Here is a 24,368-nt window from a genome sequence, read left to right as displayed (position 1 = left end):
TTCCCGCTCAAAATGCAGCGCCTGGCAGGATAGGGGCGGTGTCTGGTCGCAGTCTTGCGGACCGGATTCGAAACAGCAGAGAGATTCTACGGTCTAGTTCAAACTCCAAATCCAGTATCAACATTGAATACTTCCCGACTCCTTTTGGTGACCTCGCTGAGTCTCGTCACGCTTTCTCTCATCGGTTGCAGCGGTGCCCAGCAGGCTCCTCCTGGGCGACCGCCCGTTACGGTGACCGTCGCCCAACCGGTCAAGAAAAAGATTGTCGAATGGGACGCGTATACCGGCCGCCTCGAACCGATCGAATTCGTCGAGATCCGAGCCCGCGTGAGTGGCTACCTGCAATCGATCCACTTCGACGAAGGACAAATTGTCAACGAAGGCGACCTGTTGTTCGTCATCGACCCGCGTCCTTTCGAGGCAGACCTCGATGCGGCCAAAGCCGCGATGGCACAAGCCCAATCGCAACTGCAACAGGCCAACGCCGGGATGGGCGAGGCCAAGGCTCGACAGTTGCAAGCCGATGCGGAGGTGCAACTCGCCGACGCACGACTCAAGCGAACCCGTACGTTGATGCAGCGTAACGCGACCAGCGACGAAGAACTCGACCAACGCGAAGCCGAATATCTGCAAGCCAAAGCCAATACCGAAGCAGCTCGAGCGGGCATTCAATCGGCCCAAGCGATGATCGAAACGGCAAAAGCGGCGATCCAGGCAGCTCAAGCTGGCATCGAGACATCGACGTTGAATCTCGACTATTCACGGATCACCGCACCTGTGACGGGTCGGATCAGCCGTGAATACGTCACCGAGGGCAACCTGATCAACGGCGGCACCACTTCCTCAACGCTTTTAACCACGATCACGTCGGTCGATCCAATCTATTGCACGTTTGATGCGAATGAACAGGAGGTTCTGAAGTACATTCGATTGGCAATGTCCGGCGAACGGCAAAGCTCTCGTGTGGCCAAGAACCCCGTGTTCTTAGGACTTGTCGACGAAACCGGTTTTCCTCACCGAGGACACATGGATTTCGTCGACAACCGTTTCGACGTTGACACCGCGAGCATGCGGGCACGGTGTGTTCTCGACAACGAAGACCAAGTCTTGCTCCCCGGCATGTTCGCCCGCATTCGCATCCCCGGCAGCGCGGCATACGAAGCGGTTCTGATTCCCGACTCGGCGATCGGAACCGACCAGGCCTCCCAATACGTTTATATCGTTGACGACTCCATCGTCCAGCGCCGCGCCGTGACCGTTGGCCCGGTCGTGGACGGATTACGCGTCGTTCGCAGCGGGCTCAGCGGTGACGAAACGCTCGTCATCGAAGGGCTCTTGCAAGCACGACCTGATATGAAAGTGGAAACCGTCGAAGGTACGGTCGAAGTCGTCGAAGACGGCCTTCCCGATGATTACCAAACCATCCCCAAAGAAGAATGGTTGACTCCTGATCCTGACGCGCAGTCGGGAACCGCGCTTCACGTGCCTGCGACGGGAGACTTTTCATGAAATTCCCACACTTCTTTATTGAACGACCGATCTTCGCATCGGTGCTGTCGTTTCTGATTGTGCTGGTCGGCGGGATCACCTACTTCAACCTGCCGGTGTCGCAGTATCCCAACGTCGCACCGCCTACGATTTTGGTGCGGGCCAGTTATCCCGGGGCGACCCCGCAGGTGATTGCCGATACCGTCGCTACGCCGATCGAGCAGGAAATGAATGGCGTCGATGACATGCTCTACATGGAATCGTCATCCAGCGCCGACGGAACGATGCAGTTGACGGTGACCTTTAAACTGGGAACCGACCTCGACGACGCACAGGTTTTGGTGCAAAACCGTGTCGCGGTTGCGGAATCACGTCTGCCCGAAGCGGTGCGTCAGATCGGCGTCACGACGACCAAGCAGATTCCTGACATGCTGATGGTCGTGCACTTGAAATCGCCCGATGAAAGTCGCGACGGCCTTTACATCAGTAACTTCGCGTTCTTGCGTGTTCGTGATGCCCTAATGCGTCTCGACGGAGTCGGCGACATCCGCATCGCCGGTGGTAACGAGTACGCGATGCGGATTTGGTTGGACATCGAAAAGATGACCCACGTTGACCTGACCGCAGGCGACGTCGTCGAAGCGATCCGCAGACAAAACGTGCAAGTCGCCGCGGGTGTGATCGGGCAACCTCCGACCGACCAAACCGGCGATTTTCAACTTAACGTGACGACCCAAGGACGATTGGCCGACACCGAAGAGTTCGGCCAGATCATTGTCAAACGTGGGCAAGACGGACGTCTGACTCGTCTCGCTGACGTCGCACGGGTGGAACTCGGTGCCCAGGACTACTCACGACTGAGTTACCTCGATGGCAAACCGGCGATCGCGGTGCTGATCTATCAACGTCCCGGCACCAACGCCGTCGATACGGCCGCCGAAGTCAAAAAAACGATGTCAGAGATGCGACCGGATTTTCCGGAGGGCGTCGACTACGAGATCGCTTACAACCCGACCGATTTTGTCGAGGAATCCATCAGCGAGGTGTTCTTCACGCTGTTGGTTACGACCTTGTTCGTGGTCTTGACGGTGTTCCTGTTCCTGCACCACTGGCGTCCCACGATCATCCCCGTTGTCGCCATCCCGATCTCGTTGATCGGCACCTTCGCGGTCATGCAGATGATCGGCGTGACACTCAACACGCTGTCCTTGTTCGGCCTCGTGCTGGCGATCGGGATCGTTGTCGATGACGCCATCGTTGTGGTTGAAAACGTGGAACGCTTGATCAACGAAGGACTCTCGCCACGCGAAGCGTCGCACAAGGCGATGGACGAAGTCGGCTCGGCTCTGATCGCCACCACACTGGTTTTGATCGCCGTGTTCGTGCCGACTGTCTTTATCCCCAGCATCAGCGGCCAGTTCTATCAACAGTTTGCGTTGACGATTTCGATTTCAACGGCGATTTCGACCTTCGTGTCGCTCACGCTGACACCGGCACTGTGTGCTCTGTTACTCCAAGCACCAGACACCGAAAAAGGTCGCTTTGGAAAGCTGATCGACTTCCTGTTCGGCTGGTTCTTCCGTTTGTTCAACCGCACGTTCGACCGCACCAGCAATTTCTATGCGGGCATCGTCGCGCGTTTAGTGCGTGCGTCGGCAATCGTTCTGCTGCTTTATGGCGGATTGCTTGTTGCCACCGGTTTCAGTTTTTCTTTGGTGCCGACCGGCTTCATACCTGAACAGGACCAAGGCTACGTGATCGTCAGCATCCGCCTCCCCGACGGCGCATCGTTGGCACGTACCGACAAGGTCACCAAACAGGTTGCGCAGATCGGTAGCGAAATCGACGGCGTTGCCCACGCGGTCGGGATCGTCGGCTTGTCAGGCTCGACATTCACGATCAGCCCGAACGCGGCCGTCACGTTCCTGCCTCTCGACGACGCCAAAGAACGCGCCACTCGTGGTCGCAGCGTGGAAGCCATCGTCGCCGAAATGCGTCAAAACGTTGCCGCCATCAACGAAGCTCAAATCTTCATCATCCCACCACCTCCGGTCCGCGGTATTGGCCGAGGCGGCGGGTTCAAGATGTACGTGCAAGACCGCAGCGGCGCCGGCCTCGATGTGCTCAACCAAGTCACCGAAGACATGGTCGCGCAAGCCAACCAGGAACCGGGCATCGTTCAAGCGTTCACGAACTCGCGGATGAGCGTGCCGCAGATCTACGCGGACGTCGACCGAACCAAAGCCCAGATGCTTGATATCCCGGTCAGCAACGTTTTCGAAGCCTTGCAGGTCTACCTAGGATCGACCTACGTCAACGATTTCAACCTGCTCGGACGAACCTACCGGGTCACCGCACAAGCCGAGCCCGAGTTCCGCGATGACGCAAGCGACATCCTCCGGCTGCGCACGCGCAGCGCGCGCGGAGCGAGCGTGTCACTCGGTTCCGTCGTGACGCTCAAACGAATCGCGGGACCGGACCGATTAGTTCGATTCAACCTCTATCCGTCCGCCGACATCAACGGATCGACCTCTCCCGGGTTTAGTACCGGACAATCGCTGTCAAAGATGGAAGAACTCGCTGCCACCAACCTACCGCCTGGGTTCGGATACGAATGGACCGAGATCGCTTATCAAGAGCGTCAAGCCGGTAACACGATCGTGTACCTCTTCCCGCTGGCGGTTTTGTTCGTGTTCCTCGCGCTTGCCGCCCAATACGAAAGCTGGCTGTTGCCGCTTGCGATCATCTTGATCGTACCGTTGTGTTTGCTCTTCGCATTGGTTGGTGTCTGGTTCCGAGGGATGGACAACAACATCCTCACGCAAATCGGATTCATCGTCCTTATCGGGCTTGCGTGTAAGAACGCGATCTTGATCGTTGAATTTGCCAAAGCCGAAGAAGACAAGGGCAAGGACCGCTTTCAGGCCGCGATCGACGCTTGCCGGATGCGACTGCGTCCGATCCTCATGACGGCATTCTCGTTCATCCTCGGTGTGATCCCGTTGTTGGTCGCAACCGGTGCCGGTTTCGAAATGCGCCGCGTCCTCGGCACCGCCGTGTTCAGCGGAATGTTGGGTGTGACTCTGTTTGGACTCTTTTTAACTCCCGTCTTTTACGTCGTCCTTCGCCGTTTCGCCCAACAACCAGCTTTGGCAACCGACGCTGGCGTTGCGCTGTCATCGTCGCAGTTGGAAACAAGCTCACCGGCAGCGACCGTCGACACCAAAGGATGCACCATTGATGCGTCTGAGTTTCAACAGAAGTACGACGATCTGCCGGCGTGGGACATCGGCAGACCGCAACCGGAGTTCGTCAACATCGCCGATCACCTCCACGGATCGATTCTCGATGTCGGATGTGGCACGGGGGAAAATGCGTTGTTTTTTGCTGAACGCGGCCATACCGTCACGGGCGTGGACTTCCTCGCCGGCCCCATCGAAACGGCGCAACGTAAAAACAGTGAACGAGGGTGCGATGTCACGTTCAAGCAACACGACGCTCTCAAACTTTCACAGCTCAACGAGAAGTTTGACAACGTTCTCGACAGCGGACTTCTACACAGTTTCTCGAACGATGATCTGCAACAATACGTAGCTGGACTCGCCGCGGTTACCCACCCCGGCTCCAAACTCTTTGTGCTGTGTTTCAGCGAACTGGAACCCGGCAGCAAGGGACCACGGAGACTCAGCGAAACTGCGATCCGCGAATTGTTCGCCGACAACTGGAAGTTCGAATCGATGACGCGAACTCGATTCATCGTCCGAGAAGACACGCAAGCGAACTATAGCGACGATGGCCCTCACGCATGGTTCTTCGTCGCTGAACGCGTCTAAGCATCGATAACGGTGGGACCGCTTCTACTTGACGTCATCCGACTTAGGAAGTGCATTCATATGTCCACTCGAAGTTTCGTTTCACTAACGCTCGTCATCCTATTGAACACCTGCGTTTCGGCGCAGGCGATTGGTGACGACTTATCCACCTCCGAATCCGAGCACGTTTCGCGACAACTGCCCCTCGGCGAGTTGGGCCGTGTCATCGAACTCGGCCGAGAAATCGTCGAGAACACCAAAGATCATCCACTTTCCAAGGCGTATGTCGGCAATTCGCTAAATTGCACGTCGTGTCACCTGGACGCAGGAACGCACCCCGAGGCAGCCAGCTTCCTTGGTGTCGCAGCGGCGTACCCCGCGTGGTCCCCACGCGAGCAACGTGTAATCACGCTCCAGGACAGAGCACTCAATTGCTTCATGCGAAGCGAGAACGGAATCCGTCCTCCCGTCGGCAGTGAAGTCGCGATCGCAATCACCGCCTACATCACGTGGTTGTCGACGGACCAGCCGATCCGTATGAACCCCGACAAACCGCTCGGCCCCAATCACGTGCGGCCTCTCAAAGATTCCGTCGGCGACATCGACCGAGGCAAACCGCTCTATGAAGACTACTGCGCATCGTGCCATGGCGACGACGGCTTAGGCAGCGACGATGGACCACCGGTTTGGGGCGACAAATCCTACAACGACGGCGCGGGATTAATCCGCGTGCCAAAACTCGCGTCCTGGCTCAAAGTCGCGATGCCTCTCGACAACGCATCGCTATCCCCGCAAGAAGCCCTCGACATCGCCGCCTACATCAACAGCCACGACCGCCCAAAATTCAACCTCCAAGAACACCTGCCCACCGACAACCAAGCGGGCGTTTTCAATGGCGAGGCGAAGGAGTAGCACGCGACGCGGTTCACACTCAGCGTGCAAACACCGCTTCCTTCATCAGGCCCGAAGGACATCATTATTTGAGTGCTCTTTTTAGCGGTACGGCGCAAGCGGACTGTTGAGTTAGTCGTTTCGCAAACATGAGTGAGCCGACAGCGCTAGCTGCGAGCGTCCAATGCGCGCATCGTAGCCGTAAGGCCCGCGGCTAGCGCCGACGGCTCACTAAATCAACAGCCCGCGAGCCGTCCGGTCCCGCGTTACCGGACGGCTCGCGCCGTTCCGCTACTTTTGAAATCCCGCAGTAATCAAATCGATGCCCCAACGGCCGACACAACCAATGCCGGTGGTGCCAACTACCGGAATGCTCATTGAATCACAACGCTAAACCGAATCTCGCAAATAGACGTTCAAGGCGCGGTCTATCGACGAGAGCAATGCAACCTGAACATTGTTGCGATGCGTTTTGAGAATGTACCAGATCACCACAAACAGGCCGACGATCCAGAGGCTGCCTGCGATCCAGTTGAATCGAATCAATTCCAAGAGGTCACTGAGATCGTCGCCCGTGTAGGTTCTAAGAAACGTCATCCAGATTGTGACAGTTCCCACGACGAGAACGATGATCCCGAACGGCGAGCGATCAAAGACTTTCCGTGGATGCCGGTCACCCGTCAGTCCCGCAATTTCAAGCGAGATCAGTTGCTGAAAATCTCGCAGCTCGGATGGTTCATAGCGATCAAAGAAGCTCCAAAGCGTGACCATCGATTGCGCATCATCATACAGAGCACTCTCAAACCGTTGATACATCGCAGGCTTGCCTTGGTCATCAACAGAATGCTCCTCGACCGCACCACGGATTAACTGCACCTGCGGAGCGTCCAAAGACACGCGATTTTGTTTCAGATGGCGACTCGCGTCGTGAAGGAATTGCAAGAAGGCTGCAATTCGTGAGGATCGATCCATAGAATCCATTTGATTCTGATGCGTTGACGAGGGATGCGTTGACGAGGGATGCGTTGACGAGGGAGGCTTGACGAGAAATGCGTTCGAAGCGATGCGAACCATCGTACCGAATTGCCAGCCGGATCAAACGCTCACGTGTGCGATCACCCGCAGTCGTCACTGCAAAGTCGCGTGGTCGCGTTGTCAATTGACGGACTCACCAATCGTTGTATTCGATACTGCCGGTCGATGACGTCATTAGAATGGGTGTGCTTTTGCCCCTCAGCCGAGTCTTAATGCAGGCGGTGCGCAGTAAGGCTCGAATGCCCCCACTCGATTTCACAGAGACATTCAGCATGAAATTAGCACTCGCCGTTGTGGCACTCTTTGTGGCCGGTTTTATCGGCATTGACTATGCGAGCAATTATGCACTCGGCGGTGTGGAAGCCGGGTTGCCCAATGGCGGAGCCGGTAAACTCGCTCAATACCACGAAGACAATCTCTTCAGCTACTACCTCAGCGATTTCGATTCCGAGTACAAACCGTCTTGGTTTGGCAGCGAAGAGAAAGAAGACGGCGAACGACGAACGAATGGACAAGTCACCAACCCGTTCGCCATGGAGACACAAGACGGGGTTGCCGATCGCAATACCGCGTCAAGGGACTGCGGCAATTAGCGGACAGCGGCAATTAGCAGGCTGGGGCAATTAGCAGGCTGGGGCAATTAACGGGCTGGGGCAATCAACGGGTTGTGGCAATTGGTTGTCACAGTTGCCTTGCCGAGATTCCAATTCGGAAAAGAGAATCGAAGTCGGGCAAGGCTTGAACATGAAGAGACGCGTCGTGGAAACAACCGCGCCGCTCAGCCCGACCGATCATCCGGTCAGGCGAGACTTAAGCTTTTGATCGCTGCGAGCGAATTACAGCTTGGCAGCGAACAAAGGCCCACCGTACTGGGCTGCATCGCCGAGCATTTCTTCGATGCGGAGCAATTGGTTGTACTTCGCCATCCGGTCACTACGGCTAGCCGAACCGGTCTTGATTTGGCCGGTCGAGAGGGCAACCGCCAAGTCGGCGATGGTGCTGTCTTCGGTTTCACCACTGCGGTGGCTGGCGATCGAGGTATAACCGTTGCGAGCAGCCAACTGGATCGAGTCGATCGTTTCGGTCAGCGTACCGATTTGGTTTACCTTGATCAGGATGCTGTTACCGATCCCTTCGTCGATGCCGCGTTGCAGACGCTCGACGTTGGTAACGAATAAATCGTCGCCGACGAGTTGAACCTTGTCACCGAGTTTGAGCGTGAGCTTCTTCCAGGTGTCCCAATCGTCTTCGCTGCATCCGTCTTCGATGCTGCAGATCGGGTACTTGGCACACCAATCGGCGAGGAAGTCGACCATTTCGTCGCCCGAGAGTTGCTTGCCGTCAACTTTGTACTTCTCAGTCTTGCTGTCGTAGAACTCGGTCGATGCCGCGTCCAAAGCGATCCAGACTTGTTCACCTGGCTTGTAACCGGCTTTTTCGATCGCGGTCATGATCACGTCGAGAGCTTCTTGGTTGCTCTTGAGGTCGGGAGCGAATCCGCCTTCGTCGCCGACTGCGGTGTTGTAGCCCTTGTCCGAAAGCACCTTCTTGAGGTTGTGGAAGATTTCGGTTCCACAACGCAGTGCGTCGCTGAAACGCTCGAACCCGAGTGGCATGACCATGAACTCTTGAACGTCAACGTTGTTGTCGGCGTGCTCACCACCGTTGATGATGTTCATCATCGGGGCGGGCAGGAGACGGGCACCACAGCCACCGAGGTAGCGGTAGAGAGGTTGGTTGGTCGATGCAGCGGCGGCGTGAGCAGTAGCCAGAGAAACGCCGAGGATCGCGTTGGCGCCCAGATTTTTCTTGTTCGCTGAGCCGTCCAGGTCGATCATCGCTTGGTCAACAGCGGCTTGATCCGTCGCATCCATGCCCTCGAGAGCCTCAGCGATTTTGCCGTTCACGTTTTCAACCGCTTGGGACACGCCTTTGCCCATGAAGACGGACTTGTCGCCGTCACGCAGTTCCCAGGCTTCGTGGATCCCGGTGCTCGCTCCGCTCGGGACGGCGGCACGACCGGCGGCACCGTCGATCAGTGTGACTTCGCATTCGACAGTCGGATTGCCGCGGCTATCGAGAATTTGACGAGCGTGGATGGATTCGATCAGTGTCATGGTTTTTAAAGAAGTTGGGAGGTAACAGGAAAAGGTAATCGTCGTGGCCTTGAGCGGGCCCCACACGCACCCGGAACGCACGTCAAACGCTGGGCGTTGTGTTTTCACCGCGTAGTTTGTCCAATGACTGCAGCATTGAACACCCGGCAAGCTTCTTTGTCGAACCTGCTTCACCCCCCGCCACCCGCCCCCCTCGCCAGTAACCCTTTAACCTCCCTTATCCATGTTTACCGGACTGATTGAGACTCTCGCCACGGTCGTCGCGATCGAAGATGATCCACCGGGCAAACGCCTCACCGTGGCCGCTCCGATGTTCCGCGCCCCCGGCACCAGCGATGACACTCAAATCGGAGACAGCATCGCGATTAACGGCTGCTGCCTCACCGTAGTGGCCATTGACGGCGATAACTTCACCTTTGAAGCCGGTGCGGAAACGCTCAGCCGCACCAATCTCGGCCGGCTCATCGCGGGATCCTCGCAGGTCAACTTAGAACGTGCCCTCGCCGTCGGGGACCGGCTCGGTGGACATTATGTCACAGGTCACGTCGACGCGACGGGGCAGCTGATTGAGCGAACCGATGATCCACCGTGGTCCAACTTGAAATTTTCTCTACCACCGGAGTTCGCGGTACAAGTCGTCCCCAAAGGCAGCATCACGGTCGACGGCATCAGCCTGACCGTCGTCGATGCCGGTGATGACTACTTCACCGTCGCCCTCATTCCACACACCCTGGCCGTAACCACTCTCGGCAAACGAGGCGTGGGCGACACCGTGAATCTCGAAACCGACCTCCTCGCAAAATACGTGCAGCGATCGCTGCAACACCGCGCAACCGAAACGAGCCGATGAAGCCCTCTGACGAAACGCCCAACGACGACGCTCCTCACGATTCCTCCACGCAGGACGATACTTCGCAAAACGAGGCCCCCGATACGGAAGGCGGTACTCAGGAAGAGGTGATCAAACTCGATCGAAACCGTGCCCGTTTCAGGCGGCCCGACGTGGAATCGCCGCCCCCGGCGAAAGATGAGGGCAACGTATGGAAAAGCAAATCGCCCAAAAAGAAACAGCCACAAGTTGATTCGAACGCTGGGGACCAATCGGAGGCCGCTTATATCCGTGCCAAGCGTGCCCAGCAGGGATCCCGCCAAACGGTCAGCTACCTTTCCAAACGACTGGCTTCCGCGGGACTGCGTCCGGTCTCGAAATACGGACAGAACTTTCTCGTCGACCTCAACCTGATCGAGCTGATTGCCCGTTCGGCCGACATCCAAAAAAACGATGTCATTCTGGAAATCGGCACAGGAGTCGGATCCTTGACCGCGATCATGGCCGAACAGGCGGGTGCAATTCTGACGGTCGAGATCGACCAAAACCTTTACCAGCTCGCTCGTGAAGAACTGATCGATTATCCCCACGTCAAAATGATCCAGGGTGACGCGCTGCGAAACAAGAATTCGCTCCGCAGCGACATCATGGAAAGCATCCGCGACGCCAAAGCGAGATTGCCTGACAGCGGTCGTTTCATGCTGGTCGCGAACCTGCCCTACAACGTCGCCACGCCGATCGTTAGCAACCTGTTGCACGAAACGCCACCGCCAGACCGGATCGTCGTCACCATCCAAAAGGAGCTGGCCGAGAGAATGATTGCCGGCCCCGGCTCCAAAGACTACGGCGCCTTAAGTGTTTGGGTGCAATCGGTTTGCAACGCTGAAATCGTTCGCGTGCTCTCCTCGGGCGTTTTTTGGCCACGGCCGAAAGTCGAGTCCGCGATCATCCGGTTGGACATCGATCACGAGCGGCGTAATGCGATTCCAGACCTAAAATACTTTCACCAAACCGTTCGTTCACTGTTCTTCCACCGCCGGAAATTCCTGCGTAGTGTCGTCATCAGCGCCTACAAAGGTCGGCTGGAGAAATCCACCGTCGACGATGTGCTGTCTTCACTCGGCCATGGTGAAAACGCCCGCGCCGAAGAACTCAACTTGGAGCAAATCGGAACTCTCGTCGAAACGCTCCGACAAGCGGAATTCCAGGCGGCTCAGTAGAACCTTTCGCCATTACAAACGGTACTCATTCCTAAACGCGAGAAAACATGCTCGCGTTTTTTGGTACACCGGTTGCATCGCTTGATGCGTTCATGGCAACCGATGTCCACCACCCCCCGTATGTCTCGACGGGTCGACAATCCACCGATATCCTATGGTTTCCGTCGGCCGTCCCGACTCCCGTCCTTTTTTAACCCAAAACAACCCGTTCAGGTTTTCGCATGACCCGTCGATTCTTCCACTCCACCGTCACACTTGCATCAGCCGTCTTGTTGACGGGCTTCTTGGCGGCGCAACCTGCTTCGGCCGAAGTCACTCTGCATATCGGTGATAAGGCTCCCGCCCTGGATATCGAGCACTATGTGCACGAAACCAAAGACGGATTCGGCGAAGTGACTGAATTCGAAAAAGGCAAAGTGTACGTGGTCGAGTTTTGGGCAACGTGGTGTGGGCCATGCATTCAAAGCATGCCGCACCTCGCCGAGTTACAGAACAAGTATCGCGGCGAAGGCGTGCGGATCATCAGTGTCTCGGACGAAGATCTCGAAACCGTCGAAGAACTGCTCGAGAAAGAATACCCAGGCAAAGACAAGACCTTTGCGGAACTCACCAGCGCCTACACCCTCACCGTCGACCCGGACGCATCGGTTAGCGAAGACTACATGCTGGCCGCTGGCCAAAACGGCATCCCGTCGTCTTTTCTCGTCGGCAAAACCGGCTTGATCGAATGGATCGGCCATCCGATGGAACTCGACGAACCACTCGCCGAAGTCGTTGCGGGCACATGGGATCGCGAAGCCTACAAGGAGCAAATGAAGCAGCAGGAAAAACTGCTTGCCGCAATGCAAAAGGTCAATCAACTCGCCGGTGGCGGCAAGTTTGAAGACGCAATCAAAGTCGTCGACAAAGTGATCGAAGAAATGACAGGCGACGATCCCCGCAGCGAAATAATCCGGGAGCAACTCATTAACTTCCGCTTCAACTTGCGACTTGATGCCGGTGACCGCAGTGATGAAGTCATCAACTTCTTCCGCAAACAACTCGCCGATGCCAAAGGTGACGCCGAAGCAGTCACTCAGTTCGGATACGGCCTGATGTCATCGATGCAACAGGGCACCGACCCCGGACCGCTGGCCGCCGAAACGATCGCGGCGATCAATGCTGAAGTCGAAGGCGCCGAGGATGAAGTCAAACCTTACATGCACGTGCTGGTCGCCCAGATGCAGGCATCGATGTCCAACTTTGAGGAAGCCATCGAGGCTCAAATCAAAGCGGTTGAAACGTCAACGGGCAAGCAAAAAGAACGCATGGAACAAATGCTCGAGCAGCTCAAAGAGATGGCGTCGAAAGAAAGTGACGACGAAGAAAAAACGGTCGACGAAAAATAGCACCGACGGCCGTCTGACCGCTCACGTCATCGAGTGAACGCTTCACTCTCATGCGTGTCAGGTCAATCATCGGCATCGCTACAACAAAACAAGAGGTGTAAGAGGAGTGCTCGGCATTCTTCCTACACCTCTTTGCGTTTTGAAGCACAGCGGCGGTTAAGAACACGCATTCCACTTCGTTGCCACCACGATCGCGATTCCGTGACGAACGACAGCGAATGAATTGCCGCGGCTCAGAAAGCCGCGTGACTACTGCGACGAGTCGTTTCCGCCCAGACCGGCTTTGCGGTCTCGGATCAAGAGGCTCGTCAGGTCGCTGCGGCGGACCGTTGCGATCAATCGATGTGGTGCCTCGTCGGTCACGACGGCCACGCAGTCATCGCTCGTTTGCCGAAACAAGTCGACAGCGGCACGAACCGGCTGGGACGGATACAGCAACAAATCCGGTGGCGTCGCCAAATCGCCGGCGCGAACGAGGTGATCCGAGTGCGGATCAAAGAACGCTTGGTTGAGCAGGTCAAAACGGATCAAACCGACAACGCATCGATCATCATCGACGACCGGAAACGTGTTGTCGTGTGAATGCTCGACGAAGTGAACGACTTCGTTAAAATCGGCGTTTTCGGCGATACCTTCGACGCTCCGCCGCATCACCTGTTCGACCCGCATCCGTTCGGAAAGAGCGGTTCTCTTATTCAGCAAACCTGCCGATCCGGCCAACCTCGTGAACACGTTCCGAAGGGCACTGAGCGGTGTTCCAAACGTGTGATGGATCGAATTAGCGATCGGCATCTCACCACTCCGCAAGACCGCCGCGCGAGTCAGCAGCGGCCCAAATATTTCGAACACGACGACGGTGCCGAGCACAATCGTTTGGACGTGACCGGCGAGTTCGGGATTCCGCGCCGTCGCGGTGGCACTGAGCGAGATCGCCACACCGGCTTGCGCCAACAGCGCCGGTCCGAGCCATGTTCGGATCTGTGGTGAAGCCCCGGTGCGAGACGCGACCACCCAAACTCCAAACACCTTGCCGAAACTTCGCAATACGACGTATCCCGCACCAATAATACCGACATCCATGAGCAAGCTAAGATCGAGTTCGCTTCCGTGAACCGAAAAGAACACGACGGTCAGCAAGCCGCCGATCGAATCGAGCTGGTCGGTAATCTTTTGCGTGCCACTGGAGGAGTTCACAACCACCACGCCCACCACCAGGAACACGAGCATGTAGGGAAGGTTCCACGATTCACTGAGCCCGAGCAACAGCGAAGAAATGCCGACGAGCAACACCAACCAACGACGCGTGTGCATGATCTCACACGCGTAACTCATCACCAGACCGCCGATCAGGCCGAGCGTGAAGGCACCGCCGAGCGACTGGACGAGACGCATCAACGTCGACCCGATCGACAACGTCTGCGTGTCGCCCGCACTCGCTAATTCGATCCCCAACCAGACGAATTCGAAGGCGATAACCGCGACCAGATTGTTCAACGTCACGAGCGTCCCCGTCAAACTCGTCACCGGGCCTTCCGCATTGGTTTCCCGCAACACAAACATCGTCGTCGCGGGCGCCGTTGCGATCGCGAGCGTGCCCAACAACACCGATTGCGCCGGCGATAGACCGAGCAGATAAACGCCCGCGGCTACAAACAGGGCCGAAAAGAACATCTCGCCGACGGACAGCGGGATCGCTTTCTTTCGAATCCGCCGCATCTGATCAAACGGAAACAACGTCCCGAGATAGAACAACACCAGCGCCATAGCGAGCTTGGTCAACGGCTCGAGAAACGGGTGGTGCGCATGCGGAATGATATCGAAGACGCTTGGGCCGAGCAGCAGCCCCGCGATTAGATACGCGGTGACTTTCGGGAGTCTCAGCATCTCACTGGCCAAACCTGCGACCAGACTCGCGGCGAGCAGAAGGCCGACCGTCGTTGCGATGTGGATCGGTTCTGATTGCCCAAAGGAAGTTGACGAGACGATGCTTTCGCCGTCGGCGAGTAGCGATTCGATGCCCGCAAAACTCGCCACCCCAGTGTCGCCGAGCAAACAAGATCTCAGGGAAGTCATCATGGCTATGGCACTGAGATCGGGTGAGGAACGCCTGCCAACAATCGCCGCGGACGATTTCTGGCAAAGATGCTAAGGGGACGTTGAGGCAGCAGTTTACCTAATCCGACACCCCGGCGCTAGTGCGACACGGCGGACACCGGAACCAGGCGTATCGCGGGAGGCAGCCTCGCTCGCAAAACCGACCGCAACGCCCACCAATCTGACCTTGGATCTTCGGCGGCCACATGACTTCTGCGGTCCTGTCACCTCTGCGGCCCTGTCATTACGGCGGCTATGAGTAGTTCGGCGTTGGCGGACGATAGTCGCCCAAGTCAATTGTCTTGAACCACTCGATCGTATGCTTCAAGCCGTCCTCGAGTTTGATGTTGGGCTCCCATCCCAACTTGTCCTTGGCCAGCGAAATGTCTGGACGACGGCGGGTCGGGTCGTCGGCTGGCAAGGGGGCAAAGGTCAACTTGCTGGAAGAACCGCAAATCTTGATAACCTTCTCCGCCAACTCACGGATCGTGAACTCGTCTGGATTGCCGATATTCACCGGACCGACAAAATCGTCTTGGTTCATCATCCGAATGATGACCTCGACGAGATCATCGCGGTAACAGAATGACCGCGTCTGCGATCCGTCTCCGAACAATGAGATGTCTTGCCCGGCGAGCGCTTGGCGGATGAAGTTCGACACCACTCGGCCATCGTAGGGGTGCATCCTCGGGCCGTAGGTGTTGAAAATCCGAACGATTCGCGTGTCCACATTGTTACTGCGGTGGTAATCCATGAACAACGTTTCGGCGACCCGTTTGCCTTCGTCGTAACAGGCGCGGATCCCGATCGGGTTGACATTCCCCCGATACGATTCGGTCTGCGGGTGCTCTTCGGGATCGCCATACACCTCGCTCGTGCTGGCCTGCAAAATTCTCGCACCGCAGCGTTTGGCGATACCGAGCATGTTGATCGAACCGAGTACACTCGTCTTGATCGTTTTGATCGGGTTGTATTGGTAGTGTCCAGGTGCCGCCGGACACGCCATGTTATAAATCTTGTCCACTTCCAGATGGATCGGCAGGGTGATGTCGTGTCGAATCAGCTCGAAATTGGGGCGGCCGAGTAGGTGAACGACGTTGGTTTTCTGGCTGGTGAAAAAATTATCCAGACAAATGACGTCGTGACCTTCCTCGACGAGCCGTTCACAGATGTGAGACCCGAGAAATCCGGCCCCGCCCGTTACGAGAATGCGATCGATCATTGAGAAGCTTTCGTGTAAGGAAATGAGGATGCCGATATAGTGCTCGGGCACGCGGAATCTGTCGACCCATCGATCTGCCCGAGTCCTCCCAGCAAAATTCTGGGGCCGTTAAGATGCTCTCAACCCAAAAATTCGACACATCGCTGCGGAAAACAACATTGCTTCCACCCACGCGAGCGGACTGGTACGCTCTGGAAGCGATCGCCCCAAGGTCGTTACTCTCAAAATTAGTCATCACTTTTACTCCCCCGCCCGCTGAAAAATTCACGTGCCTCACGCTCAAATCGGTCCGATTGCCGTTCATTTGCCGCCACGGGTGGAAGACAACAAAAGCCTCCAGCAACAGTTTCCCAACTGGGATTTGCCGCTGATTGAGGAGAAAACGGGGATTCACCAGCGACATATCGCCGCCCCGGACGTGACCGCCGCCGACCTCGCCTACAACGCCGCCACAGAGCTTTTCGAACGCGAGGCGATCGATCCGGCATCAATCGATTTCGTTCTGCTGTGCACCCAGACGCCCGACTACCCGCTGCCGACAACCGCCTGCCTGCTGCAGGACCGTCTCGGCCTGCCGACCCACTGCGGCGCGATCGACTTCAACCTCGGTTGCAGTGGCTATGTGTATGGGCTGGCGATGGCTGAAGGACTATTCCAGAGCGGTTTGGCCAAACGCGTGCTGTTGCTGACCGCGGAAACGTATAGCAAATACATCGATGACAATGACCGCAGCCTGCGAACGATCTTCGGGGATGCCGCCGCGGCGACATTGCTGACCGCCGGTGACCGCCCCAGCCTGTGGGGTTTCCAGTTCGGCAGTGATGGCAGCGGCGCGGACATGCTGATCGTGGGCGATGGAGGGGCGCGGCCCACCGCAGAGGCGATTCGGCCTCGTCACCGTAAACGCTGGAAAAGCCGCCTGTATATGGACGGCCCCAGCCTGATCGGCTTCACCGTCGAGGCGATTCCGCGGTTGGTCGACGAAATTCTGGAGGCCAACTCCCTGACCGACAGCGACGTGCATCGATACCTCATGCACCAAGCAACGTGGAAAATGCTTGAGCAACTTCGGCTACGGATGAATGTTTCTGAAGAACGGCTCCCAATCGACTTGGCGGATATTGGCAACACGGTATCGTGTACGTTGCCGATCTTGATTGATCGCATCCGTCGTCGAGGCGAACTCAGCAACAAGGACACGAACATGCTCGTCGGTTTCGGCGTCGGACTTTCATGGGCCGGATGTTTGTGGCGTGATGATTGGATCGGCGAAAATCCGATGGGCTAAGCCGTCTCGGTCGAGGTAACCAAACTCGCCCGGATCCGATTCCGCGCCGCCCGCATCCAGACTCTCGAATTTCGATGGTGAAGAACGCGAATCGCGACGACGCATTTTTTCAAAGAGGGTGGGCGACAATGAGCAAATCTCAAAACTGCACCGGTTGCTTTCTCGTTGCCTCTCCGTATCTGACCGACGGGCATTTCTTTCGCTCGGTAGTCTTCGTCATTCGACATTCCGGCGAAGGAGCCTTCGGGGTCGTCATCAACCGCAGCTCGTCCAAACGTTTTAGCGAAGTCGTGGAAATGTCGAGCCCGACGTGGCAATCGAGCCATACCGACGTCTCGCCCAGCGACCCGGGCAACCAGACTCCCCAATCCCCGGGGGCAAATGCCGGCCAGGGCCCCTTCCGAGATCAAATTTATATCGGCGGCCCCGTGGAAGGGCCGTTGCTCGCCCTCCACGAAATCGCCGGAATCGGGGACCCCTGCGGCAACCCCGACGAGATGACCCCCGGCGCCCCTGAGGGGCACGACCCCGCCGGCACCAAAACGACGCTCCACGATCACCCCGCGGAACCTTGGGGATCCATGTCGATTCAGTGGTCCGAAGTCCCCGCCTGGATGACCGCCGACGAAGACCATTTGCGGATCCTCCTCCGCCGAGAAGAGTCTCGACTCAAATTTATCGTCGGCTATTCGGGATGGGGCTCGGGACAACTCGAACACGAACTCCAAGCCGGTGGCTGGCTCGTGACTCGAGCCGATGCCGATTCGATCTTCGACCCATCCGATGACGTGTGGGAAAAACTCGTGCACCGGTGTGGTCACGAGATTCTTAAAGACCTTCGCCCGGACCTTTCGTTCCCCGACGAAAAACAAGGGTTTGACCCGACAGTGAACTAACAGAACGCATGGCACGCTACGTCATCGGTGATGTCCATGGATGCGGCAAAGCGTTGCGTTCGTTGCTTACCGCGCTATCGCTGGGCAGCGACGACGAAGTCATCTTCCTCGGTGACTACGTCGATCGTGGCCCTGATTCACGCGACGTGATCGAGCAACTGATCGACCTTTCCGAGCGATGCCGTGTGATCCCGCTGCGAGGCAACCACGAAATCATGCTGCAGGGCGTCGTGATGAACGACCTCAATGACGAAACCTGGATGCGAAGCGGTGGGAAAGCCACCGTGACCAGCTACGGAGGCTCGGCAGCCAAAATCCCCTCCCGCCACCTCGAATTCCTTTGCCAATTGAATCGGCATCACGAGACCGAATCTGAAATATTCGTTCACGCGATGTACAACCCGCTGCTGAACATCGCCGAGCAAAGCGACGAGCTGACTTACTGGGCTCACCTGCCCAAACCACTGCCGATCCCACACGTCAGCGGAAAACGGGTTTACCTCGGCCACACGCCGCAGCCCAGCGGTGAAATCCTGTGCCACGCGCACCTCGTGGGCGTCGACACCTATTGCTTCGGGGGCGGTTTCCTCACGGCGGTCAACCTGGAGACTCACAAAGTCACGCAAGCGGATCTGCACGGCCACGTCCGACGCGTCCCGATTGAGCATCTACTGCATGCGATCAGCGGCTGCATCGGTTGGCTCCGGCGGAAATAACGCTCCAAAAGGGGCCGCGAGCCGCCCCTTGCAGACGTCGCCGTTGTGGCCGAGACCATCGGACCCTTGGCACGCTTCGTCGCGGGGGCGCACGACCTCATCCGCCACATTAAAGGTCCAATCCGGTCAACCAACGCGTTCTCCGCATCGTCGACTCACTCACCCCGCAGAATCTCCCGCCTACGGCCGGGCACCAGTGGAGGTGATGGTAGGATGCCCGGCCGCGTTTTCTTCGTCAGCCAAGCCTTCGTTCTCGCCCTTCGGCTTGGGCGTCGCCTCCAACACCGTTTTCAAAACGTCAATCAACTGATCCAACCGGAACGGTTTGTACAACACAGCCTTGGGATGCAAACCGTTCTGCTTCGCCTTCACGATCGAGTGCCCAGGGTCGTACCCGAACCCGGTCATCAAAATCATCGGCACGTGATCCATCAACTTGCCCAACCTCAGCATCAACTGATAGCCACTGTAGTCAGACAATCGGATGTCACTGATGATCGCGTCGTACGAATCCTCACCGCCGCTTCGACGAACCATCAACACCGCCTCGTCCCCCGCGTGGGCCGTTTCGACAACGCATCCATACCGCTCGAGCAAGCGGTGGGCGTCTTCCCGAACCTGTTCGTCTTCATCAACGACTAGAATCCGTTTGCCACGAAGTGCCGCGTGCTGTTCGGACTTTTCATCCGCCGCGACGGCCTCGAGCGGCGTCATTTTCTGGCCGATCTGCTGAATCGTTCGTTTGATATCCCGCGAGTTCTGCAGGATTCGACCGAGCCGGTCCATCACCTCGGGGCTGTGCCCAATGTAGCCTTCCATCACGTGCACCGCATCGTTGAGGATCGCATCGACGGGCATCGCGACCGCACTATGGATCGCGTCGCAACTCTGCTGGGCCGTGTTCGCCTTCTGGGCCACCAACAATTCGAGCGTGTTCAGAGCGAACGCGATGTCACGGGCGAAGATTTCTAAGAACTGAAGGTCGCTATCGGAAAAAGCCGAGACCTCGGGGCTTTCGACATTGATCGTCCCCAAAACCTGATCATGCAAGATCAGGGGAACCGTCAGAGAGCTGCGGGCGTTCGCAACACCGGGAATAAACAACGGGTCATTCAGAACATCGTGACAGATGTACGGAACACCGCTCGCCGCGACGTATCCCGTGATCCCGTTTTCGTGCATCCGAGCGAGCAACCGCCGATCGGACGCCTCTTCATCGATTCCGACACTCAGCAATGGCAGCAGATCGCCGGTGGACTGTTCCAGGACTCGAATCTCGATCACCTCGAAATTCAGCAGGTCCCGTAGGTAATGCTGGATATTGTCTTTAAGCAGATCAATCCGCTCATCAATTTCCATCATGAAGATTTCATTCGGGCGGAGATCCGCGAGCTCACGGCCCGCCTGGTGGATCGCCGCCAATTTCTGCTCTTGCAGGATTTCCTCGGTGATGTCGCTGATCGTCACGATCAGGTGCCGCGGAGCATCGGGCGAATGGATCGGGGCCGCGTGAACTTTGAAATACTGGCTGCCGGCGCTGTGCAGCGTTGAATGGCTTTGATCACCTGTGGCCAATGAGGTGTGAAACGGACAAAAATCCGGCCCCATGATCTCGGGGTTATGCAGCAACTCGTAGAACGTCATCCCCAGCGGCGTGCCCTCTTCCCGTTCCGCCCACTGCAATAACTGCCGATTTGCCCAAATGACCCGCAAATCGGAATCCAGAAGTGCGACGCCCTCGGGCATGTCGCGGAGCATCAGCCCACTCTGGGTAATCCCTCGGACTTCCGATATCTGAGGCAAACTGGTTCGGTCCAGCCAAACACCGGCGACATCTTCGCCTTCGAGAAGAGGAAAAGCCTCGACGACGGAATCCGCCCGCTCCCACTCAACACCACCCGAATCGACGGCAGCGGCGGCGGACGAACCTTCCGGTGGCAAGTCGCCATCGCCTACCCAGATAATTTTCGACACAGGTTGATTTCCCCCACCTCTGGAAGCGCTTCACGTAGGTGCACAAAAAGCATTCGTACCACCGCACCCAAAGCAGCGTACCAATAAGTCTGCGCCCACACTTCTACATGTTTGCAGAATGATAACCGTTTTCAACTACTTTCTACAATTTGTAGCACCCATCCCATGGCAATTATTCGAACCGTCACGACGGCAACTTGAGCCCACCCAAGACCAAGGGGGCGAAGCCGGCCCTCACAAGCCCTTACAGGAAACCAACCGGTAGCTGAGCCCAGATACGCGTGTCCTAAGAGTCGAAGTAAATGTGGGAAGTTTTTTAGATTCCTTGGAATCCCTCCACTGGAATCACCTGCACACCGGCGGAGCGGCCCTGCATGAGATGATCGAGCGTTTTTTCATCGCCCATCTGCCTGCATCCGAAGCGGCCACGAAGACGTCATCGGTTTGTTCACTAGACGCCGATCAGGAACCGAGCTATTCGCTCTCTCAAGTCACCTTGCTGGCACAAAGTTGCGAATCCGGATTTTCTCTGAAACCCGTAAAAAAGCTCAAAAATCGCAGGCCAACCCCCTCTTTTAACCGCAACCGAATCGCCGCCCTGAAGGATACCGGCGTTCACCGGTGAAAAAACGCGAATTCTTGCTTGGGAAACCAATCCGCATTGTTGACACAAGTTCCCTAGCATCTACCTTTTGGGGCTGAAGGGCGATGTCCGCCCAGAATGCGCAGCCGTTAAAGCTTACCCGTGTTTCTTCTGTTGCCTCACAGGTCGTGAGCATTTCGAGAGGGTTTTCAATGAAGTCGAGTGTAATGAGGATGTTTATGGGATTCGCCGCAGCGATGTTGTTCGCTGCTTCGGTCCACGCAGGATGCGGAGATTGCGGCGGTTGCGCCACCGGAAGCGGATGTGCTTCTGAAGGTTCAGCAGTTGCATATGGTGACGCGGGCGGCTGCGGCCCAACCGTGTCTTATCAAACGCAAACGGTCATGCGTTCGCAGTACGTGACGGAAACCCGCATGGTTCCGACCACCTCGTACGAGCGTCAAACCCAGACCCGCATGAAGAGCGTGACGAAGCAAGTTGCCCGCGTGGAAACACGCTCGCAAGAATACACCGTCAACGTTCCTCAAACTCAAACCCGTACGGAAACCTACGACGTTCAAGTCGCAGTGCCGTACACCGAAGAAGAAACCTACACTGTTCAGGTTCCTGTCACGACCGAAGTCGAACAGTCCTACGAAGTGTCGGTTCCTTACACCGAGCAAGTTGAGCAGACCTACACGGTCCAAGTCCCTTACACGGAAACTCAAACTCAAACTTACACGGTCAACGTTCCTTACACCGAGCAGGTCGAACAGACCTACACGGTTCAGGTTCCTGTCCAAGCCACTCGTGAAGAAACGTACCAAGTGTGCGTGCCTTACACCGAAGAAGTGGAACAAACCTACACCGTTCAAGTCCCTGTAACGACCACGCAAACCCAAACTTACCAAGTTTGCGTGCCTTACACCGAAACGGTTACCCAAACCTACAGCGTTCAGGTCCCTTACACCGAAACGCAAACCCAAACGTACACCGTCAACGTCCCCTACACTGAGCAAGTTGAACAGTCGTACAACGTAACGGTTCCTTACACCGAACAAGTCGCTCAAACGTACACCGTTCGAGTCCCTTACACCGAGCAAGTTGCTCGGAACTACACCGTGCGTGTTCCTGTTCAACAAACACACACCGCGTACCGCACCGTCAGCAAATGCGTCCCAGTGACGAGCATGAAGACGGTTCAACGTGACGCCGGTGGCAGCTACGAATGCCAAGCAGTTGCTGCCGCTCCTGCAGCCGCTTCGAGCGGTTGTGGTTGTGCGACTCGCCGCTGTTGCAACCCTTGTGGTGGTTGCGGCGGATGCGAAAGCGCCTGCGGTTGTGGTGGAGGCGGTGCAGCAGCTTCGGCTTGTGCACCTGCTGTCTCCTATCGTCGCGTTTACGTTCCTAACGTCGTGACCGAACAAGTTCCTGTCACTTCGTACCAACGTACGACCGAAAAGGTGCCTTACACCTACACCACGACTTCGTACACCTGCCAAACCCAGACCCGTATGGTCCCGGTTACCCGCATGCGTATGGAAACTCGTCAACGTATGGTTAACGTCACCAAGTGCCGTACCGAAACCCGCACCCGCATGGTTCCGGTAACGAAAGTTCGTGCAGAAACACGTACCCGTGAAGTTGCTGTCACGAAGTACCGCACGGAAGAGCGCACTCGCGAAGTTGCCGTGCAGAAGACTCGCTTGGAAACTCGCACCCGCGAAATTCCTGTGACGACGATGACCACGGAAACCAAGACCCGTATGGTTCCTGTTCAAAAGACCCGCATGGAAACTCGCACCCGCGAGGTTGCTTACACGACGATGAGCACCGAGCAACGCTCGCGCACCATCAGCGTGCAAAAATGCCGTCAAGAACAACGTGAGCGTTCGTACGACGTCACCAAGTACCGTACCGAAACCAAAACCCGTACGGTTCCTGTCCAAAAGACCCGTATGGAAACTCGCACTCGCATGGTCCCACAAACGACCATGACGACCGAAGAACGTACCCGTACGGTCAACAAGACCCGTATGGAAACGCAACAACGCACCCGCGAAGTTGCTTACACCGTGAACGTTCCTGAAACACGCACCCGCACTTACGACGTGACTGTCTATGACACCGTCACCGAAGAAGTGCCGGAAAGCTACACCGTCTGCGTCCCAGTGACGACGATGAAGGAAGTTCAAGTCCAAGTTTGCAAGCAAGTTCCGACGACCATCCAAGTCCCTGTTTACGGTAACGGCGCCGCTGGTGCTGGTGTTGGTACAGGTGCTGGCTGCGGATGTGGCACGGCTGTTGAATCGGCTCCTGTTTATCAGTCCGCTCCAGTCGAATCGGCTCCTGTCATGCAAACCGGTGCAGGTTGCACCACTTGCGGTGGCTAATCCAAGTCTTCCCGATGACGAGCCCGGCGCACCCGCCGGACTCGCCTAGGGAACACTAATCATGAAACCGCGTGAGCATCCGCTCACGCGGTTTTTTCATGCGCCCAGATCATCCCTTTACTCAATAAATCCATACCAATTTCAGGCTGTTGCAAGAGATGACGTCGTTACAAGTGAAAAGTCACTTGACCCGCCCGGCGATACTCAGAGGATCGCGAAACGAGCTTTCAGCGGGCGTCCCAGGAGGGCACACCGCTTCGACACAATGAATACGAACACGAGCCGTTGCGTTGAGTCGCGAAAGGCTCTTGCCCTCGTCACTTCCTTTACGCTCGAAAGCGAACAGCATCCGGCCCCGCGACGAGCAATACCTGTATCCGATTCACGCTCTACGCGTACGCTGAGTTCAAAACCAAATTCAC

16 protein-coding genes are annotated in these 24,368 nt (G+C 56.8%); 11 read left to right on the top strand and 5 right to left on the bottom strand.

The features are described 5' to 3' along the window. The first annotated feature begins 123 nt into the window (after positions 1-123). The 3 genes from NB063_RS15110 to NB063_RS15095 are packed head-to-tail and all read left to right on the top strand — an operon-like array spanning position 124 to position 6,212. Positions 124-1,509 carry an efflux RND transporter periplasmic adaptor subunit gene (locus tag NB063_RS15110; protein WP_250929565.1) on the top strand — a complete coding sequence of 462 codons (1,386 nt, stop codon included), beginning with the start codon at positions 124-126 and terminating at the stop codon, positions 1,507-1,509. Next, on the top strand, positions 1,506-5,321 hold the full coding sequence (locus tag NB063_RS15105) for a multidrug efflux RND transporter permease subunit (protein WP_322975228.1): 3,816 nt from the start codon (positions 1,506-1,508) through the stop codon (positions 5,319-5,321). The genes NB063_RS15110 and NB063_RS15105 overlap by 4 nt, the downstream gene beginning before the upstream one ends. 60 nt (positions 5,322-5,381) lie before the next feature. After that, complete coding sequence (locus tag NB063_RS15095; RefSeq protein ID WP_250929564.1) at positions 5,382-6,212, top strand: c-type cytochrome; 831 nt, start codon at positions 5,382-5,384, stop codon at positions 6,210-6,212. 369 nt (positions 6,213-6,581) lie between these two features. On the opposite strand, the gene NB063_RS15090 is transcribed toward NB063_RS15095, so the two are convergent. Continuing rightward, positions 6,582-7,088, bottom strand: coding sequence for a hypothetical protein (locus tag NB063_RS15090; RefSeq protein ID WP_250929563.1), 507 nt, complete (start codon positions 7,086-7,088; stop codon positions 6,582-6,584). A 410-nt stretch (positions 7,089-7,498) separates the two neighbouring features. Here NB063_RS15090 and NB063_RS15085 point away from each other — a divergent pair, with 410 nt between their 5' ends. Then, the gene (locus NB063_RS15085) at positions 7,499-7,819 is read left to right on the top strand and encodes a hypothetical protein (RefSeq protein WP_250929562.1); all 321 of its coding nucleotides are present in this window, start codon (positions 7,499-7,501) and stop codon (positions 7,817-7,819) included. Positions 7,820-8,062: 243 nt separating this feature from the next. Here NB063_RS15085 and eno read toward each other — a convergent pair whose 3' ends face one another. Next, positions 8,063-9,343, bottom strand: coding sequence for a phosphopyruvate hydratase (gene eno / locus NB063_RS15080; RefSeq protein WP_250929561.1), 1,281 nt, complete (start codon positions 9,341-9,343; stop codon positions 8,063-8,065). Positions 9,344-9,566: 223 nt separating this feature from the next. Here eno and NB063_RS15075 point away from each other — a divergent pair, with 223 nt between their 5' ends. The 3 genes from NB063_RS15075 (at position 9,567) to NB063_RS15065 (ending at position 12,780) form a co-directional block, all read left to right on the top strand. Continuing rightward, a complete protein-coding gene (locus NB063_RS15075; RefSeq protein WP_250929560.1) occupies positions 9,567-10,193 on the top strand; it encodes a riboflavin synthase in 627 nt (208 codons plus the stop codon). Next, complete coding sequence (rsmA, locus tag NB063_RS15070) at positions 10,190-11,392, top strand: 16S rRNA (adenine(1518)-N(6)/adenine(1519)-N(6))-dimethyltransferase RsmA (RefSeq protein WP_250929559.1); 1,203 nt, start codon at positions 10,190-10,192, stop codon at positions 11,390-11,392. Before NB063_RS15075 ends, rsmA begins: the two co-directional genes overlap by 4 nt. Before the next feature lie 221 nt (positions 11,393-11,613). Then, positions 11,614-12,780 (top strand): TlpA disulfide reductase family protein, encoded by a 1,167-nt coding sequence (locus NB063_RS15065; protein ID WP_250929558.1) that lies wholly within the window; start codon positions 11,614-11,616, stop codon positions 12,778-12,780. A 249-nt stretch (positions 12,781-13,029) separates the two neighbouring features. Here the strand turns inward: NB063_RS15065 and NB063_RS15060 are convergent, their stop codons facing one another. Further along, complete coding sequence (locus NB063_RS15060; protein ID WP_250929557.1) at positions 13,030-14,856, bottom strand: cation:proton antiporter domain-containing protein; 1,827 nt, start codon at positions 14,854-14,856, stop codon at positions 13,030-13,032. A 271-nt stretch (positions 14,857-15,127) separates the two neighbouring features. Next, positions 15,128-16,096, bottom strand: coding sequence for a UDP-glucuronic acid decarboxylase family protein (locus NB063_RS15055; protein ID WP_250929556.1), 969 nt, complete (start codon positions 16,094-16,096; stop codon positions 15,128-15,130). Between the two features lie 268 nt (positions 16,097-16,364). On the opposite strand from NB063_RS15055, the gene NB063_RS15050 reads away from it, so the two are divergent. The 3 genes from NB063_RS15050 to NB063_RS15040 all read left to right on the top strand — a co-directional run bounded on the left by NB063_RS15050 (position 16,365) and on the right by NB063_RS15040 (position 18,996). Beyond that, positions 16,365-17,384, top strand: a complete 1,020-nt coding sequence (locus NB063_RS15050) for a ketoacyl-ACP synthase III (protein ID WP_250929555.1) — start codon at positions 16,365-16,367, stop codon at positions 17,382-17,384. Positions 17,385-17,512: 128 nt separating this feature from the next. After that, positions 17,513-18,280, top strand: a complete 768-nt coding sequence (locus tag NB063_RS15045) for a YqgE/AlgH family protein (RefSeq protein ID WP_250929554.1) — start codon at positions 17,513-17,515, stop codon at positions 18,278-18,280. Positions 18,281-18,288: 8 nt separating this feature from the next. Further along, the gene (locus NB063_RS15040) at positions 18,289-18,996 is read left to right on the top strand and encodes a metallophosphoesterase family protein (RefSeq protein WP_250929553.1); all 708 of its coding nucleotides are present in this window, start codon (positions 18,289-18,291) and stop codon (positions 18,994-18,996) included. Positions 18,997-19,176: 180 nt separating this feature from the next. On the opposite strand, the gene NB063_RS15035 is transcribed toward NB063_RS15040, so the two are convergent. Then, positions 19,177-20,970, bottom strand: coding sequence for a hybrid sensor histidine kinase/response regulator (locus NB063_RS15035; RefSeq protein WP_250929552.1), 1,794 nt, complete (start codon positions 20,968-20,970; stop codon positions 19,177-19,179). 816 nt (positions 20,971-21,786) lie between these two features. Here NB063_RS15035 and NB063_RS15030 point away from each other — a divergent pair. After that, complete coding sequence (locus NB063_RS15030; protein ID WP_250929735.1) at positions 21,787-23,946, top strand: hypothetical protein; 2,160 nt, start codon at positions 21,787-21,789, stop codon at positions 23,944-23,946. The last annotated feature ends 422 nt before the right edge of the window (positions 23,947-24,368 follow it).

The sequence above is a fragment of the Aporhodopirellula aestuarii genome (assembly GCF_023701485.1).
In the GTDB taxonomy this organism is placed as follows: domain Bacteria; phylum Planctomycetota; class Planctomycetia; order Pirellulales; family Pirellulaceae; genus Rhodopirellula; species Rhodopirellula aestuarii.
Note: the sequence above shows the minus strand (reverse complement) of the source record. Positions and strands in the feature narration are given on the sequence as shown.

What these genes read in the sequence shown, in the direction of transcription:
- NB063_RS15105 (WP_322975228.1), top strand. Translation starts at nt 1,506, where the DNA reads ATGAAATTCCCACACTTCTTTATTGAACGACCGATCTTCGCATCGGTG.
- NB063_RS15095 (WP_250929564.1), top strand. Translation starts at nt 5,382, where the DNA reads ATGTCCACTCGAAGTTTCGTTTCACTAACGCTCGTCATCCTATTGAAC.
- NB063_RS15085 (WP_250929562.1), top strand. Translation starts at nt 7,499, where the DNA reads ATGAAATTAGCACTCGCCGTTGTGGCACTCTTTGTGGCCGGTTTTATC.
- eno (WP_250929561.1), bottom strand. Translation starts at nt 9,343, where the DNA reads ATGACACTGATCGAATCCATCCACGCTCGTCAAATTCTCGATAGCCGC.
- NB063_RS15075 (WP_250929560.1), top strand. Translation starts at nt 9,567, where the DNA reads ATGTTTACCGGACTGATTGAGACTCTCGCCACGGTCGTCGCGATCGAA.
- rsmA (WP_250929559.1), top strand. Translation starts at nt 10,190, where the DNA reads ATGAAGCCCTCTGACGAAACGCCCAACGACGACGCTCCTCACGATTCC.
- NB063_RS15065 (WP_250929558.1), top strand. Translation starts at nt 11,614, where the DNA reads ATGACCCGTCGATTCTTCCACTCCACCGTCACACTTGCATCAGCCGTC.
- NB063_RS15060 (WP_250929557.1), bottom strand. Translation starts at nt 14,856, where the DNA reads ATGATGACTTCCCTGAGATCTTGTTTGCTCGGCGACACTGGGGTGGCG.
- NB063_RS15055 (WP_250929556.1), bottom strand. Translation starts at nt 16,096, where the DNA reads ATGATCGATCGCATTCTCGTAACGGGCGGGGCCGGATTTCTCGGGTCT.
- NB063_RS15045 (WP_250929554.1), top strand. Translation starts at nt 17,513, where the DNA reads ATGAGCAAATCTCAAAACTGCACCGGTTGCTTTCTCGTTGCCTCTCCG.
- NB063_RS15040 (WP_250929553.1), top strand. Translation starts at nt 18,289, where the DNA reads ATGGCACGCTACGTCATCGGTGATGTCCATGGATGCGGCAAAGCGTTG.
- NB063_RS15030 (WP_250929735.1), top strand. Translation starts at nt 21,787, where the DNA reads ATGTTTATGGGATTCGCCGCAGCGATGTTGTTCGCTGCTTCGGTCCAC.